We start from the raw sequence: 15,875 nt of genomic DNA, 5'->3' as shown, positions 1-15,875 counted from the left end.
AGTCAGAACAGGTCGTTGAAGAAGCGATCCAGCATGGTCGACGCGGCGGCGCGATCAACCAATTCCTGACCGCCAAACCGGTACACCTCGTATCCGGCGAGCGTCAGTTCCCGGTCGGCGGCGACCATTTCGGCGTAGCGTCGCGGATCTGCGTTCCCGTCGTCGCGGGAGTAATGCTTCTTGCCGTCGATTTCCAACACCACGCGCCGCCGTCCCGGCAGCAGCATCAGGAAGTCCATCCGCTGTCGAAGCAGCGTGGCTCCCGTCCGCTTGGTATACGGGTCGTAGTGGAGGTAGATCTGTGGGATCAGGGCCGGTTGGTCGAACCCGAGGGTGCCGTATCGCTTCCCGTACTCGGCGAACAAGAACTGTTCGGCTTCGTTGTCGCCCATCGACGCGCGCAGGCGGTTGTAGAGGTGGTGTGCGGCATCACGCTCGGTTCCGGTGGTTGGGTCGTGCTCGCTGCTCCACCATGCCACCAACTCGCGCCAGGACAGGCCGTTCTCGGCGAGGGGGCGGTCGTACACCAGGCACTTGTCGGCGTTCTCAACGATGTCGATCGTGTTGTTGACGGCGTCGGTGAGCACGATCTTCGGCTTCGCGCCGTTGGCGGCGAAGATCAGGTTCTTCATCTCGCCGTCAACACCGCGGTAGCCGGGGGAGCCGACCAGCACGGCTAGCTCGTCTGTCGGGTACTCCTCATGAACCTTGCGTGCGAGGTCGAGGAGGTCGTCGCGGGACATGGTGTTGACCCGGCGCTTGATGTAGGCCCGCTTGCTCAGGAACGGGTCGTCTTCGTCCGGTCCTTTCTCCGCAAGACCGAACGCCACGCAGATGTCCGCCAGCTCGTAGGCGCTAATAGGGTAGAGCGCCTCCGTGATCGCGTCGCGCAACGTTGCGCGCGTCAGCGCCGGTGGCGCAGCCATGGTGTCCACAGATCCATGTTATTGACGGAGGCCGACACCTCCGACGACCGCTGGGTGTCGGCGGGCGCGCCTACACTGCGCCCACCCGCAACCACAGGAGGGAGTGCCCGATGGCATCGTTCTCGGACGACTTCGAGGAAGAGATCAAGCGTCAGGTCACCGAGCAGTTCGACCGGACCATCAACATCCCCGACGGCCTCACCGAGGATCGTGCGGTCGCCTACGTCATCGACGCCTACCGCAAGGAAACCGGCGTCGAGCTGTCCGAGGACGACTTGCGCGCCGAGGTCCGCAACGAGATGGGCGGACGCGAGACCACCTGACCGCCGCGCTGGCGGGCCACTATTGCATGATCCGTTGCATGGACCCCGAAACGGACATCGCCCCACCCGCGAATATGCAGGTGGGGCGATGTTTCAGCTGGGGTGGCTGACGGGACTCGAACCCGCGACAGCCAGGATCACAACCTGGTGCTCTACCAACTGAACTACAGCCACCATTGCCGCTCGCGCGGCGTCGTCGATACTAGCCGGTGGGACCCCCGTCAGCCGAATCAGTTGTCGATGTCGGGCCCAACTGGGCCGCGATCGCCGCGATCTCGCTGGTCGCGGGCCCGGGCGGCGGCACGAACGCGGTTTGCCGGTAGTACTTCAGCTCGCGGATCGATTCGTGGATGTCGGCGAGCGCGCGGTGAGTCAGACCTTTCTCCGGCTGGCCGAAGTAGATGCGGGGATACCAGCGGCGGCACAGTTCCTTGATCGAGCTGACGTCGATCATCCGGTAATGCAGGTAGTCGTCGAGCTTGGGCATGTCGCGGGCCAGGAAGCCGCGATCGGTGGCGATCGAGTTGCCGCACAGCGGTGCCGTCTTGGCCTGTTTGACGTGTTCGCGGATGTAGTCCAGCGCCATGGTCTCGGCGGTGGCGAGATCGATCGTCGACGTCCGGACCTCGTCGATCAGCCCCGACTTGGTGTGCATCTGGGTGACGACGTCGACCATGGACGTGAGCGCGTCCTCCTCGGCGTGGATCACCACGTCGATACCGTCGCCGAGGATGTTGAGCTCCGAGTCGGTCACCAAGACGGCGATCTCGATGAGTCGATCGGACCCCAGGTCCAAGCCGGTCATCTCGCAGTCGATCCACACCAATTCGTCACGCACAGCGATCCACCCTAATTCCTCACACCGCACTAAGGTGCGACGCATGGTGACGGAGTCGTCCAGCAGCGCGGCGCAGCGGATCGCGGCGGGCTACGCCGGTGAGGGGCCCGCACTCGAACTCGGGTCCGTCGTCGTCGATGGCGTCAGCGATCCGACCGCGCGAGTGCGCATCCCGCTGGCGACGGTCAATCGGCACGGCCTGGTCGCCGGTGCCACAGGCACCGGCAAGACCAAGACGCTGCAGATGCTCGCCGAGCAGCTGTCCGAAGCCGGCGTGCCGGTGCTGATGGCCGACGTGAAAGGCGACCTGTCCGGGCTGTCTCGTCCCGGTGCCGGGGGCGACAAGGTCACCCAGCGCGCCGCCGACACCGGGGATGCGTGGATGCCGGCATCCTTCCCGGTGGAGTTCCTGTCCTTGGGCACGTCGGGCTCCGGGGTGCCGGTGCGCGCCACCATCAGCAGCTTCGGGCCGATCCTGCTGTCGAAGGTGTTGGGCCTGAACCAAACTCAGGAGTCGACGCTGGGGCTGATCTTCCACTGGGCGGATCAGCAGGGCCTGCCGCTGCTCGACGTCAAGGATCTTCGCTCGGTGATCCAGTACCTGACCAGTGAGCAGGGCAAACCCGAACTCAAAGCGCTCGGCGCGGTGTCGACGACCACCGCCGGCGTGATCCTGCGCGCACTCATCAACCTCGAGGCCGACGGCGGCGACACGTTCTTCGGCGAACCGGAGCTCGAGCCCGCGGATTTACTGCGCGTCGACGCCTCCGGTCGCGGGGTGATCTCACTGCTCGAGCTCGGTGCGCAGGCCACCCGCCCGGCGATGTTCTCGACGTTCCTGATGTGGGTGCTGGCTGATCTGTTCACGATGCTGCCCGAGGTCGGCGATGTCGACAAACCCAAGCTGGTGTTCGTCTTCGACGAAGCCCATCTGCTGTTCGCCGACGCGTCGAAGGCGTTCCTGACGCAGGTCGAGCAGACCGTCAAGCTCATCCGGTCCAAGGGCGTCGGCGTCTTCTTCTGCACCCAGCTGCCCACCGACGTGCCCAAGGACGTGCTCAGCCAGCTCGGTGCGCGCATCCAGCACGCGCTGCGCGCGTTCACCCCGGACGACGAGAAGGCGCTGAACAAGACGGTGCGCACCTACCCGAAGACCGACGATTACGACCTGCAGTCCGCGTTGACATCGCTGGGCATCGGTGAGGCGATCGTGACGGTGCTGTCGGAGACCGGGGTGCCGACGCCGGTGGCTTGGACCCGAGTGCGTGCACCGCGTTCGCTGATGGACACGATCGGACCCGACGCGATTCGAGCCGCGGCGGCTGCGAGCCCACTGCAGGCCGAATACGGCCAGACTGTCGACCGGGAGTCGGCCTACGAGAGGCTGGCGGCCAAGCTCGCCTCGCCTGCGGCCTCGTCGCTCGCGGAACAGCCTGTCCCGCAACAGATTCCGCTGCCGCAGCCGTGGGATCTGCCGCCGATGCCGGAACCGGTGCAGCCGCGCGAGCCAGGTTTCCTCGACACCGTGATGGACAGTCCGGCGTTCAAGAGCGCCATGCGCTCGGCCGGGACGGTGATCGGCCGCGAGATCACCCGCAGCATCTTCGGCACCGGACGCCGCCGCCGGCGGCGGTAGTCAGGCGCAGTCAGTCGCCGCCGAGCTTCTTGTACACCGCGCCCACGATCGGCGCGACGATCGCGCGCGGTGCGTAGCCGCTGGCCGCCGACATCGCCTTCGACGTGATGCCGGGAACGACGCGCATCTTGTTGCGGTCCAGCCCGTCGAGCGACACCTTCGCGGTGTACTCGGTGTCGATCCACAAGAAGTCGGGGATCAGCCGCTCGACCAGCGACTGCTCATCGGGATCGGGCAGTTCGGTGCGCACCGGCCCGGGCGCCAGCACGGTGACGTGCACGCCGGCCGATTTCACCTCACCGCGCAGCGATTCACTGAAGGTGTTGGCGAACGCCTTCGTCGCCGCGTAGGTGGCGTTGTTCGGGATGGGGGAGTTGCCCGCCGCGGAGCCGGAGATCAGGATGCCGCCGGCCCGCCGCGCCACCATGCCGGGCAGCACGGCGAGCACCAGGTCGTGCACCCCGAGCACGTTGAGCTGCACCTGTTTGCGTTCCTCTGCCGGGTCCAGCGTCACCACGGGCCCGAACGTCGCGGTCCCGGCGTTGGCGCACAGGATCGATATCTCGCGCTCTGCCAGCTCGGTGCACAACTCGGCGCGGCCGGCCGGGTCGGCCAGGTCGACCGCGCGCACCTCGACGGTGACGCCGTACTGGCTGCGGATGCGTTCGGCGAGCGCCTCGAGCACCTCGCCGCGGCGGGCGGTGATGATCAGGTGGTGGCCGCGGGCCGCGAGCTCGACGGCCAGCGCCTCGCCGATGTTCTGGGACGCGCCGGTGACGACCGCGCGCGCCTGCGCACTGGGTCCGGGGACGGGCATGGGCGCTGACTATATCGTGGGCGTCCATGAGCGAGTCGCCTCCGGTCCAGGCTCCTGTCGCCGGTCCGGTGCGATCCCGCGTCGCGGCCTGGGTGCTGTGGGATTTCGGCGCCACCCCCGTCAACGCGATCGTGGTGACATTCGTGTTCTCGGTGTATTTGACCAACGCGGTGGGCGACGATCTCCCGGGCGACGCCAGTCCGGCGAGCTGGCTGGGCCGGGCGCTGGCGATCGCCGGACTGACGGTGGCGCTCTTCGCGCCGGTCACGGGGGTATGGGTGGACGCGCCGGGGCGGCGGCGCCGGGCGCTCGCGCTGCTCACCGGGGCGATGGTGGTGCTCGTCGCGTCGATGAGTCTGATCCGCGACGACCACCGTTTCCTGCTGCCGGGCTTGGTGATGCTGGCCGCCACCGCGGCGCTGAGCGAGCTGTCCACGGTGCCCTACAACGCGATGCTGCGCGAGCTGTCCACCCCGCAGACCGCGGGCCGGGTGTCCGGAATGGGGTTGGGCGCGGGCTTCGTCGGCAGTGTGGTGGTGCTGGTCATCGTCTACGTCGGCTTCATCTCCGGCACCGGCGACACCCGCGGGCTGCTGAGCCTGCCCGCCGCCGACGGTCAGAACGTGCGTGCGGCAATGCTTTTGGTGGCGGTCTGGTTCGCGCTCTTCGCGCTGCCGCTGTTGCTGCGCGGCCCCGCGGGCACGGGTGTGCTGCCGCAGCGGGTGGGCTTCGTCGGCGCCTACCGTCAAATCTGGCAGGAGGTCCGCGCCGAGTGGCGCCGCGACCGCAACGTCATCTACTACCTGGGCGCCAGCGCGTTGTTCCGCGACGGTCTGGCCGGCGTGTTCACCTTCGGTGCCGTGTTGGGCGTCCAGGTGTACGGCATCTCGTCGGCCGATGTGCTGCTGTTCGGCATCGCGGCCTGCGTGATCGCCGCCGTCGGTTCCGTCATCGGCGGGTACGCCCATGACCGGCTGGGCGCCAAAAGGGTCATCGTCGCGTCCCTGGTGACGATGATCGCTGTCGGGATCACGTTGATGGCGCTGTCCGGCGCCGTCGCTTTCTGGATCCTCGGGCTGTCGCTGTGCCTGTTCATCGGGCCGGTGCTGGCCTCAGCGCGCACGCTGATGATGCGGATGGCCATGCACGGCAAGGAGGGCATCACGTTCGGCCTCTACGCCACCGCGGGGCGCGCGGCGACGTTCCTGGCGCCGTGGCTGTTCTCGGTGTTCATCGACGTCTTCGACAGCGACCGCGCCGGACTGGGCGGTCTGCTGGTCGTGCTCGTGATGGGTCTGGTCGCGTTCGCGTGCGTGCGCGTGCCGGGCAGGCACGTCGCCGGTTAGCGCCGACCCGCCGCGCAGACCGTCAGACCGGCGCCTTCGCGCTGCTGGACCTCGGTGCCGTTGACGGTGATCGAGCACGTCACCTCCCGGCCCACGTTGATGATGCTGACGCTGGCCGAGCGCTCCGCGGGCTGGGGCAGCGAGACCTCCCGGGTCCACGGCAACATCACGTTGAACTCGGTCTGGAGCAGGCCGCCGGTATCGACGTAGGTGATGTTGATGACGCGCCCGGTGCCCGACACGGTGTAGACGACCGTGTCGGTCGCGCCGGGTGTGGTCGTCTGCTCCGGGGTGGTGATGGGTGCCGACGGCGCCGTGGGCAGCGGTAGGACCGAGGTGAGCGGCGGGCGCGACGTCGTCGTCGTCGGCGTCGGCCGGCTCGACGTGGCAGTCGGTTCCGGCGCGACCGGTGCGGGTGCCATCACGGTCTGCTGTCGTGAGCTGTTGACGATCACCAGGGCGATGACCAGGCCGATGATCGTCAGGACGGCCAGTCCCGCGACGACCCACAGCCACCGCGGCGGCTTGGGGTCCTCCGGCGGGGGCGGCGGTTCACCGCCGTAGGCAGCGGGACCACTGCCGTACGCGGGGCCGGGCGGATACTGGCCGGTGCCGTACGGGTCGTACCCGTAGGGCGAATACGGCGGCAGCTGCTCGGTGGGGCGGTAGCCAGTGGGCGGCGGGTAGGCCTGCCCGGCGTAGGCGGGGTCGGAGTAACCGGGATAGGTGGGGTAACCGCCGCCGAAGGCTTGCGTCGGCTCATCGCGACGTCCGTCGGGGGAATCCGTCATACCCACCTCATGGCTGCAGGGTACCTGTGGCGGCGCCGCGGCGGCCCGAGGCGCCGTCGCCCGCGGACCGTGTGAGAATCGAGCACCGTGGCACAGCAGGTTCGCCGGGTCTACGGGGCGTCGATGTCCCCCGACGCCACCGCGTTCGCCCATCTGGTCGACGACGGGGGATACCCGCGCGCGGTGCAGCGGTTCCTCCGAGGCTGGCGGGCCAGCTCGTCGCGCGATGTGGAATTGCCCGTCGACGGGCCCGTCACCCGTGTCCTGCACTCGGCCGACGGCCACTGGCTGGCGTGCCAGGTCTCACCCGTCGGTGGCACCCGCAGCCAGATCTGGGTTGTCACAACCGATCCCGACGATCGCGCGGCGCGGCGTATCGACCACTGGCCGTCGGGGGTCGAGGGCACCGCCGAACTGATCAGCTGGGACGGCACGCGGGTCGCGGCCATCCTCACCGGTGAGGACGGCGTGGGCAGCTCGTGCCTGATCGATCCGGCCGACGGCTCGACGATCGTGCTCGACCGGCGCTCCGCGGGCCGCCTGGTCGACGCATGGTGCGGCGCGTCCCTGGTGCGCGTGGGGCCGCGTGGCTACCGCGACCTCATCATGCTGCGTGGCCTCACCGAGACCGGCCTGCTGCCGTTCGACCCCGGCTCGACCACGGACACCGGCATCATCCTCGACGATCACAGCCCGCGCCGGCTGCGGTACGGACCCGAGGGCGAACAGACCAAGCTCTACCACCCGGCGCGCGACTACGACGTCAACAGCACCGAAGGGTACGTGCGCGCGCTGATCCGAAGTGAGAACGGCACCGAGCACGCGCGGCTGCTCGAGGTTACGGTCACCGCCGACGGCGTCGCCTACCACGTCGTCGCCGAGCGGCCCGGGTGTGAACTCGACGAATTCACCGTCAGCGACGACCTGTCCACCGTCGCGATGCTGTGGAACCGGCACGGCGCCAGCGAGTTACAGATCCTCGAGTACGCCGACTACACGCTCTACGACCCGATTCCGCTGCCCGGCATGGTGGCCAGCGAGCTGTCGATCAGCGCCGGCGGATCGATGCTGGCGCTGACGGTCGAGGGGCCGTCCATGCCACCGACCGTCGAGCTCGTCGACCCGCGCACCCGCGAGTGGGAGACGGTCGATCGCGAACCGAGCCGCGGTCCGGTGTCGGCCGACCCGACGCTGGAGACCGTCACCGCGCGCGACGGTCTGGCGTTCACCGGCTGGCTGTTCCGCCCGCCCGACGGGGTGGCGACCATCGGCGCGATGCTGTTCCTGCACGGCGGTCCCGAAGGGCAGGGCAGGCCGGGATACAACGAGTTCTTCCCCGGTCTGCTCGAAGCGGGCATCTGTGTGTTCCTGCCGAACGTGCGTGGCTCGGGCGGCTTCGGCCGGTCGTTCATGCACGCCGACGATCGGGAGAAGCGGTTCGCCGCAATCGACGACGTCGCCGACGCGGTGCGGTTCCTGGTCGACAACTCCTACGCGCCCCGCGGGTGCGTCGCGTGCTGCGGCTGGTCCTACGGTGGATATCTCACGCAGGCGGCGTTGGCGTTCCATCCCGACGCGTTCGCCGCAGGCATCAGCATCTGCGGGATGAGCGACCTCAACAACTGGTACCGCACCACCGAGCAGTGGATCGCCGCGGCCGCCTACCCGAAATACGGGCATCCGGTCAGCGATCAGGATCTGCTCGAGCAGCTCTCACCGCTGCCCCGCGCGGAGGCGATCACGGCACCGCTGCTCCTGGTACACGGCCTCAACGACACCAACGTCCCGCCCAGCGAATCCCAGCAGATGTACGAGACTCTGGTCGAGCAGGGCAAGCACGCTGAGCTGCTGCTGTTCGACGATGACGGACACGAGATCGACAAACGCGAAAACCGTGCAGTACTTCTGAAAGCCATGACCAGCTGGCTGACTGCCGCGTTCGCCGGCTGAGGTGCTACCGCGCCGGCTTGATAGCGGTGTTTACCGTAATTATCTGCCGGGTAAACCCGACTGCGCGCCTCGTTGGGGTGCCATGACGGAGGAGGCAGGACATGCGAGGAATTCTCGGCGTCATTGTGCTCGTCTGGTTGTTGATCGGGGTGTTCGCCGCCTACCAACGCGATTACTTCTCCGGTGGTGAGGCCAACTGTGCCACTGCCGGAAGCATTGCGCTCACGGTCGTCGCCGGACCGCTCAACTATGCGGGTGTGAATCCGAAAGTCACGGATTGCAACGTGCCCCAACCGAGTCAGTAGCGACTGACCCGTCGGAGATTGGAGGAGTCATGATCGTTCTGGGCGTGATCCTGCTGCTGCTGGGCTGGTTCTTGAACATCTCGACCATCCTGTACATCGGCGTCGTCCTGCTCGTGATCGGCGCGGTGTTCTGGGTGCTCGGCTCGATCGGCCGCCCCGTCGGCGGTCGCCGAGCCTGGTATTGACGCTCACGCGGAATGGATTTCGGCCGAGGTCAGCGCCGCCACCGTCATCGCCCGCAGGACGGTCCGCGACGAGGCCTCGGCCGCTTTCGTGCTGCCCGGTTTGATGCTGTGGGCCGTCGAGTTCAGCAGGCCGAACGTGGCATGTGCCATCACCCGGGCTGATGCTTCCGACAATCCCGACTCGCGACGCCGGAGCACCCCGGCCCAGATCTCGACGTATTCGCGTTGCGAGCGGCGCACCTGACGCTTGGCCGGCGCCGGCAGGTTGTTGAGATCGCGGTCCTGGATGCGGATGAGGTCCGGCTCGCCGAACGCGAAGTCGAGATGGAAATCGATGAGCGCCGCCAATGCCGCGTCGGGGTCTGCAGTGGAGGCGGCGACCTCGGAAGCCCCCGCCCGCAGCCGCGCGCTGATACCGACGAGCAGCTCGGTCAACAGCGATTCCTTGTTGGGGAAGTGGCGGTAGATCGCGGGTCCACTGACGCCCACGGCGGCGCCGATGTCTTCGAGTCTGACCGCCAGATACCCGTGTTCGGCGAAGAGGTGTTCTGCCGCCGCGATCAATTGGCTGCGCCGATCCGACTTGGCGCGGTTGCGCGGGGACGTGGCGTCGGTGGTGGTCATGACGCATCCTGCCGATCCGGTGATGGACACTGCGAGTTAATTGTGATTAACATACCACCGGTTAGTCATCATTAACTCGACGTGAGGCGGGGTCCTGCGATGCCGACGCGGACATCACATCGCGACGACCATGTCGAACTGGTCGCGCAGTTGCGTGCCAAGTTGGCCGCCGCGGCTCTGGGCGGTTCGCAGCGATCTCGTGATCGCCATGTCGAGCGGGGGAAGTTGCTGCCCCGGGACAGGGTGACCGGCTTGCTGGATTCCGGCAGCCCCTTTCTAGAAGTCGCCGCGCTGGCCGCCGACGGGATGTACGACGACGAGTGCCCGGGTGCGGGCATGATCGCCGGCATCGGTCGGGTATCGGGGCGCGAGTGCATGATCGTTGCCAACGACGCGACGGTCAAAGGCGGCACCTACTATCCGGTGACGGTCAAGAAGCACCTGCGCGCGCAGGAGATCGCGCTGCAGAACCGGTTGCCGTGCGTGTACCTGGTGGATTCCGGCGGGGCGTTCCTGCCCCGTCAGGACGAGGTGTTTCCGGATCGCGAACATTTCGGCCGCATCTTCTACAACCAGGCGACCATGAGCGCCAACGGGATTGCTCAGATCTCCGCGGTCATGGGGTCGTGCACCGCGGGCGGGGCGTATGTGCCCGCGATGAGCGATGAATCGGTGATCGTGCGCAACCAGGGCACCATATTCCTCGGGGGACCACCGCTGGTGAAAGCCGCGACCGGCGAGGTCGTCTCTGCGGAGGACCTCGGTGGTGGTGACCTGCACGCCAAGGTGTCCGGGGTGGTCGATCACTTGGCCCATGACGACCGCGATGCACTGCGCATCGTCCGCCGCATCGTCGGCACGCTACCTGCCAAGATCGAGATCCCGTGGCAGAAGGCGCCCGCCGTGGACGCGGTGGCCGATCAGACCGAGCTCTACGACGTCGTGCCCGTCGACCCCCGGGTGCCCTACGACGTGCACGAGGTCATCACCCGGATCGTCGACGGGGGCGAATTCGACGAGTTCAAAGCGAATTACGGCACCACGCTGGTCACCGGCTTCGCCCGCATCCACGGCCACCCCGTCGGCATCGTCGCCAACAACGGCGTGCTGTTCGGTGGATCCGCTGTCAAGGGAGCGCATTTCATCGAGTTGTGCGACCAGCGCGTCATCCCGCTGCTGTTCTTGCAGAACATCTCCGGCTTCATGGTCGGCCGCGACTACGAGGCCGGCGGCATCGCCAAACACGGCGCGAAGATGGTCACCGCCGTGGCCTGCGCGAGGGTGCCGAAGCTGACCGTGGTCATCGGCGGGTCCTACGGCGCCGGCAACTACTCGATGTGCGGACGCGCGTATTCGCCTCGCTTCCTGTGGATGTGGCCGAACGCCAGGATCTCGGTGATGGGCGGTGAGCAGGCCGCCGCAGTGCTCGCCACCGTCCGCGGTGACATGACCGCCGACGAAGAAGAAGCGTTCAAGGCGCCGATCCGCGCCCAGTACGAGGCGCAGGGCAATCCGTACTACTCGACCGCCCGGCTCTGGGACGACGGTGTCATCGACCCCGCCGACACCAGAACAATTGTCGGACTGGCTCTCTCCGTCGCCGCCCAGGCGCCGCTGCATCCGGTCTCCTACGGCGTCTTCAGGATGTGACGATGTTCGATACGGTGATGGTGGCCAACCGCGGTGAGATCGCGGTCCGCGTCATCCGGACGCTGCGGACGATGGGGATCCGTTCGGTCGCGGTGTTCAGCGACGCCGATGCCGGCGCCCGGCACGTCGCCGAGGCAGATGTCGCGGTCCGTCTCGGCCCGGCGCCGGCCCGGCAGAGCTATCTGTCGATCGACGCGCTGCTGTCGGCGGCCCAGCGCACCGGCGCCCAGGCGGTCCACCCGGGATACGGGTTCCTCTCGGAGAACGCGACATTCGCCCGCGCGCTCGATGCCGCCGGGATCACGTTCATCGGCCCGTCGACCGCGGCGATCGCCACCATGGGCGACAAGATCTCGGCGAAGGCGACGGTGTCGGCGGCCGGAGTTCCGGTGGTGCCGGGAATCTCGCGGCCCGGTCTGACCGATGAGGACCTCATCGACGCCGCCCCGCAGATCGGCTTTCCCGTCCTGGTGAAGCCGTCGGCTGGTGGCGGCGGCAAGGGAATGCGCGTGGTGCATGACGCCCACGAGCTACCGGGTGCGCTCACGAGTGCACGCCGGGAGGCGGCCTCGGCGTTCGGCGACGACACCCTGTTCCTGGAACGTTTCGTGCTCAACCCGCGTCACATCGAAGTGCAGGTGCTCGCCGACACCCACGGCGGCGTGGTGCATCTGGGTGAACGCGAGTGCAGCCTGCAGCGCCGGCACCAGAAGGTGATCGAGGAGGCGCCCTCGCCGCTGCTGGATGCGACGACGCGGGCGCGTATCGGCGCGGCCGCGTGCGACACCGCCCGCAGCGTGGACTACACCGGTGCGGGCACCGTGGAGTTCATCGTCTCCGCCGATCGGCCCGACGAGTTCTTCTTCATGGAGATGAACACCCGGTTGCAGGTGGAGCATCCGGTGACCGAGATGGTGACCGGACTCGATCTGGTCGAACTGCAGGTGCGCATCGCCGCGGGAGAGAAACTGCCTGTCGCCCAGGACGACATCTCGATGCACGGTCACGCGGTGGAAGCGCGGGTCTATGCCGAGGACCCGGCTCGCGGCTTCCTGCCCACCGGGGGCACCGTGGCGGCGTTGCGCGAACCGGAGGGGACCGGCGTGCGGGTGGACTCGGGCCTGGCCGAGGGCACCGTGGTCGGCAGTGACTACGACCCGATGCTGGCCAAGGTCATCGCCCACGCACAGGACCGGGCGGGCGCGCTGAGGTCGCTGGACGCTGCGCTCGCCGACACCGTGGTCCTGGGGGTGACCACCAACATCGACTTCCTGCGCTTCCTGCTGGCCGACGCCGACGTGACCGCAGGGCGCCTGGACACCGGGTTGCTCGACCGGCGACTCCCCGACTTCACGCCGTCGCCGGCGCGCGAGGACGATCTGATCGCCGCCGCCGTCTACCGGTGGCGCAGGGATTGGCCGGCCCAGCCGGCCAGCCCGTGGGAGGTGCCCTCGGGGTGGCGCATCGCCGGTCGCGCGCCGGTGTCGATCCGCCTGCGTGCGGGGGAGCGCACCGAGCACGTCTATCTGACCGGCACACCGACGGCGGCCACGGCCGCCGTCGAGGGAGGTGACGCTCGTTCGCTGCGCGCCGATCTGGAGGATCAGAGGCTCGCTGTCACGATCGACGGCGTGCGCGTCGAGTACCTGGTGGCCGACACCGGCGACGCGATGTGGCTGGCCGCCGGGGGGAGGGTCATCGTGGTCGAGGAGGTGCGAGAAGCGCCGGTGCGACCCGACGACGAACACAGCGGGGACGCCGAACTGGCCAGCCCGATGCCCGGCGCGGTCGTGGCGATCGGCGTCGACGACGGCGCCACGGTGACTGCGGGCACCGTCGTCGTCACCGTCGAAGCGATGAAAATGGAACACACCCTCACCGCACCGGTCGACGGAGTCGCCGAACTCCTCGTCAGCGCGGGCGAACAGGTGAAAGTGGGCCAGGTACTGGCCCGGATCACGGCGACCAAGGAGCAACCGCGATGACCGACTTCCTCTCGACCGGAACACTGCCCGACGACTACGCGCAGCTGGCCAAGACCGTCCGCGACTTCGCACAGCATGTGGTCGCGCCCGTCGCCGCCAAGCACGATGCGGAGCACTCGTTCCCCTACGAGGTGGTCGCCGGCATGGCCGACATGGGCCTGTTCGGGCTGCCGTTCCCCGAGGAGTACGGCGGCATGGGGGGCGACTACTTCGCGCTGTGCCTCGCGCTCGAGGAACTCGGCAAGGTCGACCAGAGTGTGGCGATCACGTTGGAGGCCGGGGTCTCGCTCGGCGCGATGCCGGTGCACCGGTTCGGCACCGAGGAGCAGAAACAGGAGTGGCTGCCGCTGCTGGCGTCGGGAAAGGCGTTGGGCGCGTTCGGCTTGACCGAGGCGGGCGGGGGTAGCGATGCCGGCGCCACCAAGACCACCGCGCGCCTCGACGACGGACACTGGGTGATCAACGGCAGCAAGCAGTTCATCACGAACTCCGGCACCGACATCACCAAGCTCGTCACCGTCACCGCGGTCACCGGTGAGGTCGACGGCAAGAAGGAGATCAGCTCGATCCTGGTGCCCGTGCCCACGCCCGGCTTCACCGCCGAACCCGCCTACAACAAGGTGGGCTGGAACGCCTCGGACACGCACCCCTTGAGCTTCGACGATGTGCGGGTGCCGCAGGAGAACCTGCTCGGCGAGCGCGGCCGCGGCTACGCCAACTTCCTGCGCATCCTCGACGAGGGGCGTATCGCCATCGCGGCGCTGTCGGTGGGCGCCGCCCAGGGCTGCGTCGACGAATGCGTGACCTACTCCAAGGACCGGCATGCCTTCGGCCGCGCGATCGGCACCAACCAGGCCATCGCGTTCAAGATCGCGCGGATGGAGGCGCGGGCGCACACCGCGCGGGCGGCGTACTACGACGCGGCCGCGCTGATGCTGTCGGGCAAGCCGTTCAAGAAGGCCGCCGCGGTCGCGAAGCTGGTGGCCAGCGAGGCGGCGATGGACAACGCCCGCGACGCCACCCAGATCTTCGGCGGCTACGGCTTCATGAACGAGTACGCCGTGGCGCGGCACTACCGCGACAGCAAGATCCTCGAGATCGGCGAGGGCACAACGGAAGTGCAGCTCATGCTGATCGGCCGGGAGCTCGGCCTGTGACCCGGGTCGTCGTGCAGCGCGGTCTGTGGTTCGAGGAGTTCGAGACCGGCGTGCTCTACCAGCATCGCCCGGGCCGCACGATCACCGAGGCCGACAACGTCCTGTTCACCACGCTGACCATGAACACCCAGGCGCTCCACCTAGACGCCGCGTTCTCCGACGCGCTACCGCCCTTCCATCAGCGGCTGGTCAACTCGATGTTCACGCTGTCGACGCTGGTCGGTCTGTCGGTGGCGCAACTGACGCAAGGCACGATCGTCGGCAACCTCGGCTTCGCCGACGTCGCCTTCCCCAAGCCGCTGTTCCACGGGGACACCCTGTACGCAGAGACCGAGGTCACCGACAAGCGGGAGTCCAAGAGCCGTCCCGGTGAGGGGATCGTGACGTTCGCCCACACCGGCCGCAACCAACACGGCGACGTCGTCGCCACGGCGTCGCGGAAGACCATGGTGCGCAAGCGTCCCGACGGGGAGACATGATGCTCGACGCGCCCGGCCCGGGCTGGCTGTTCTGTCCGGCCGATCGGCCGGAACGCTTCGGAAAAGCCGCGGCTGCAGCTGATGTCGTGATCCTCGATCTCGAAGACGGGGTGGCCGCCAAGGACCGAGAGGCCGCCCGCGCCGCGTTGATCGCGACACCCCTGGACCCGGCGCGCACCGTCGTGCGGGTCAATCCGGCCGGAACGCCGGATCATGCACGGGATCTCGAGGCGCTCGCGTCGACCGACTACAGCACCGTCATGCTGGCCAAGACCGAAACCGCCGACCAGGTGGCCTCATTGGCGCCCCGCGACGTCGTCGTGCTCGTCGAGACGCCACTGGGTGCGTTGGCCGTGGTCGAGCTCGCCCGCGTCGACAACACCTGTGCCGTCATGTGGGGTGCCGAGGACCTGTTCGCGGCGACCGGCGGAACCGCCAACCGCTGGCCCGACGGCACCTATCGCGACGTCGCCCGCCATGTCCGGTCGCAGAGTCTCCTCGCCGCCAAGGCCCATGGCCGTCTCGCGCTGGATTCGGTCTACCTCGACATCAATGACCTCGACGGGCTGCGCGAGGAGAGCGATGACGCGGTCGCGGTCGGGTTCGACGCCAAGGTCGCCATCCATCCGACGCAGGTCGCAGTCATCCGGGCGGCCTACTCGCCGACGCAGGAGCAGATCGACTGGGCGCGCCGCGTGCTCGACACGGCCCGAACACAACGGGGCGTCTTCGCTTTCGGTGGCATCATGGTGGATGCCCCAGTACTTCGGCGGGCGGAGCGCATCGTCGCGTTGGCGCCCCACCCCGGCAGCTGACGGACAGACCTCCCACCAGAGGTCAGCACCGACCGCCCCTGTGCTGAG

General features: G+C 68.1%; 16 protein-coding genes and 1 tRNA gene. 11 read left to right on the top strand and 6 right to left on the bottom strand.

Annotated features, from left to right (window positions below; all coding sequences use genetic code 11):
- Positions 1-2 precede the first annotated feature (2 nt).
- The gene (locus tag ACXYX3_RS17475) at positions 3-935 is read right to left on the bottom strand and encodes a hypothetical protein (RefSeq protein ID WP_458608380.1); all 933 of its coding nucleotides are present in this window, start codon (positions 933-935) and stop codon (positions 3-5) included.
- Between the two features lie 101 nt (positions 936-1,036).
- On the opposite strand from ACXYX3_RS17475, the gene ACXYX3_RS17470 reads away from it, so the two are divergent.
- Complete coding sequence (locus ACXYX3_RS17470) at positions 1,037-1,249, top strand: hypothetical protein (RefSeq protein ID WP_458608378.1); 213 nt, start codon at positions 1,037-1,039, stop codon at positions 1,247-1,249.
- Positions 1,250-1,347: 98 nt separating this feature from the next.
- On the opposite strand, the gene ACXYX3_RS17465 is transcribed toward ACXYX3_RS17470, so the two are convergent.
- Positions 1,348-1,423, bottom strand: a tRNA-His gene (locus ACXYX3_RS17465).
- Positions 1,424-1,451: 28 nt separating this feature from the next.
- Positions 1,452-2,087, bottom strand: a complete 636-nt coding sequence (gene orn / locus ACXYX3_RS17460) for an oligoribonuclease (protein WP_458608377.1) — start codon at positions 2,085-2,087, stop codon at positions 1,452-1,454.
- A 43-nt stretch (positions 2,088-2,130) separates the two neighbouring features.
- Here orn and ACXYX3_RS17455 point away from each other — a divergent pair, with 43 nt between their 5' ends.
- Positions 2,131-3,723, top strand: coding sequence for a helicase HerA-like domain-containing protein (locus ACXYX3_RS17455; protein ID WP_458608376.1), 1,593 nt, complete (start codon positions 2,131-2,133; stop codon positions 3,721-3,723).
- A 10-nt stretch (positions 3,724-3,733) separates the two neighbouring features.
- On the opposite strand, the gene cmrA is transcribed toward ACXYX3_RS17455, so the two are convergent.
- Positions 3,734-4,540 (bottom strand): mycolate reductase, encoded by an 807-nt coding sequence (gene cmrA, locus ACXYX3_RS17450; protein ID WP_241205941.1) that lies wholly within the window; start codon positions 4,538-4,540, stop codon positions 3,734-3,736.
- 26 nt (positions 4,541-4,566) lie between these two features.
- On the opposite strand from cmrA, the gene ACXYX3_RS17445 reads away from it, so the two are divergent.
- Entirely contained in the window at positions 4,567-5,886 is a 1,320-nt protein-coding gene (locus ACXYX3_RS17445) for an MFS transporter (RefSeq protein WP_458608375.1), read from the top strand.
- Here ACXYX3_RS17445 and ACXYX3_RS17440 read toward each other — a convergent pair.
- A complete protein-coding gene (locus tag ACXYX3_RS17440; RefSeq protein WP_458608374.1) occupies positions 5,883-6,677 on the bottom strand; it encodes an MmpS family transport accessory protein in 795 nt (264 codons plus the stop codon). The genes ACXYX3_RS17445 and ACXYX3_RS17440 overlap by 4 nt on opposite strands.
- Before the next feature lie 123 nt (positions 6,678-6,800).
- Between ACXYX3_RS17440 and ACXYX3_RS17435 the strand changes: the two genes are divergently transcribed.
- From ACXYX3_RS17435 to ACXYX3_RS17425, 3 genes are all read left to right on the top strand, one after another.
- On the top strand, positions 6,801-8,627 hold the full coding sequence (locus ACXYX3_RS17435) for an alpha/beta hydrolase family protein (protein WP_458612128.1): 1,827 nt from the start codon (positions 6,801-6,803) through the stop codon (positions 8,625-8,627).
- A 101-nt stretch (positions 8,628-8,728) separates the two neighbouring features.
- A complete protein-coding gene (locus ACXYX3_RS17430; RefSeq protein WP_011781249.1) occupies positions 8,729-8,932 on the top strand; it encodes a hypothetical protein in 204 nt (67 codons plus the stop codon).
- Between the two features lie 29 nt (positions 8,933-8,961).
- The gene (locus ACXYX3_RS17425) at positions 8,962-9,117 is read left to right on the top strand and encodes a DUF6131 family protein (protein ID WP_241205944.1); all 156 of its coding nucleotides are present in this window, start codon (positions 8,962-8,964) and stop codon (positions 9,115-9,117) included.
- 3 nt (positions 9,118-9,120) lie between these two features.
- On the opposite strand, the gene ACXYX3_RS17420 is transcribed toward ACXYX3_RS17425, so the two are convergent.
- A complete protein-coding gene (locus tag ACXYX3_RS17420; protein WP_241205945.1) occupies positions 9,121-9,741 on the bottom strand; it encodes an SACE_7040 family transcriptional regulator in 621 nt (206 codons plus the stop codon).
- Between the two features lie 99 nt (positions 9,742-9,840).
- Here ACXYX3_RS17420 and ACXYX3_RS17415 point away from each other — a divergent pair, with 99 nt between their 5' ends.
- The 5 genes from ACXYX3_RS17415 to ACXYX3_RS17395 are packed head-to-tail and all read left to right on the top strand — an operon-like array spanning position 9,841 to position 15,827.
- Positions 9,841-11,391, top strand: a complete 1,551-nt coding sequence (locus tag ACXYX3_RS17415; RefSeq protein ID WP_458608373.1) for a carboxyl transferase domain-containing protein — start codon at positions 9,841-9,843, stop codon at positions 11,389-11,391.
- 2 nt (positions 11,392-11,393) lie between these two features.
- Positions 11,394-13,376 carry an acetyl/propionyl/methylcrotonyl-CoA carboxylase subunit alpha gene (locus ACXYX3_RS17410; protein WP_458608372.1) on the top strand — a complete coding sequence of 661 codons (1,983 nt, stop codon included), beginning with the start codon at positions 11,394-11,396 and terminating at the stop codon, positions 13,374-13,376.
- A complete protein-coding gene (locus ACXYX3_RS17405; RefSeq protein ID WP_458608371.1) occupies positions 13,373-14,533 on the top strand; it encodes an acyl-CoA dehydrogenase family protein in 1,161 nt (386 codons plus the stop codon). Before ACXYX3_RS17410 ends, ACXYX3_RS17405 begins: the two co-directional genes overlap by 4 nt.
- Positions 14,530-15,012: a MaoC family dehydratase gene (locus ACXYX3_RS17400; protein WP_458608370.1), complete on the top strand. Its 483-nt coding sequence runs from the start codon at positions 14,530-14,532 to the stop codon at positions 15,010-15,012. Before ACXYX3_RS17405 ends, ACXYX3_RS17400 begins: the two co-directional genes overlap by 4 nt.
- Positions 15,009-15,827 (top strand): HpcH/HpaI aldolase/citrate lyase family protein, encoded by an 819-nt coding sequence (locus ACXYX3_RS17395; protein ID WP_458608369.1) that lies wholly within the window; start codon positions 15,009-15,011, stop codon positions 15,825-15,827. The genes ACXYX3_RS17400 and ACXYX3_RS17395 overlap by 4 nt, the downstream gene beginning before the upstream one ends.
- The last annotated feature ends 48 nt before the right edge of the window (positions 15,828-15,875 follow it).

The organism is Mycobacterium sp. Panama NTM2, from assembly GCF_054355555.1.
Note: the sequence above shows the minus strand (reverse complement) of the source record. Positions and strands in the feature narration are given on the sequence as shown.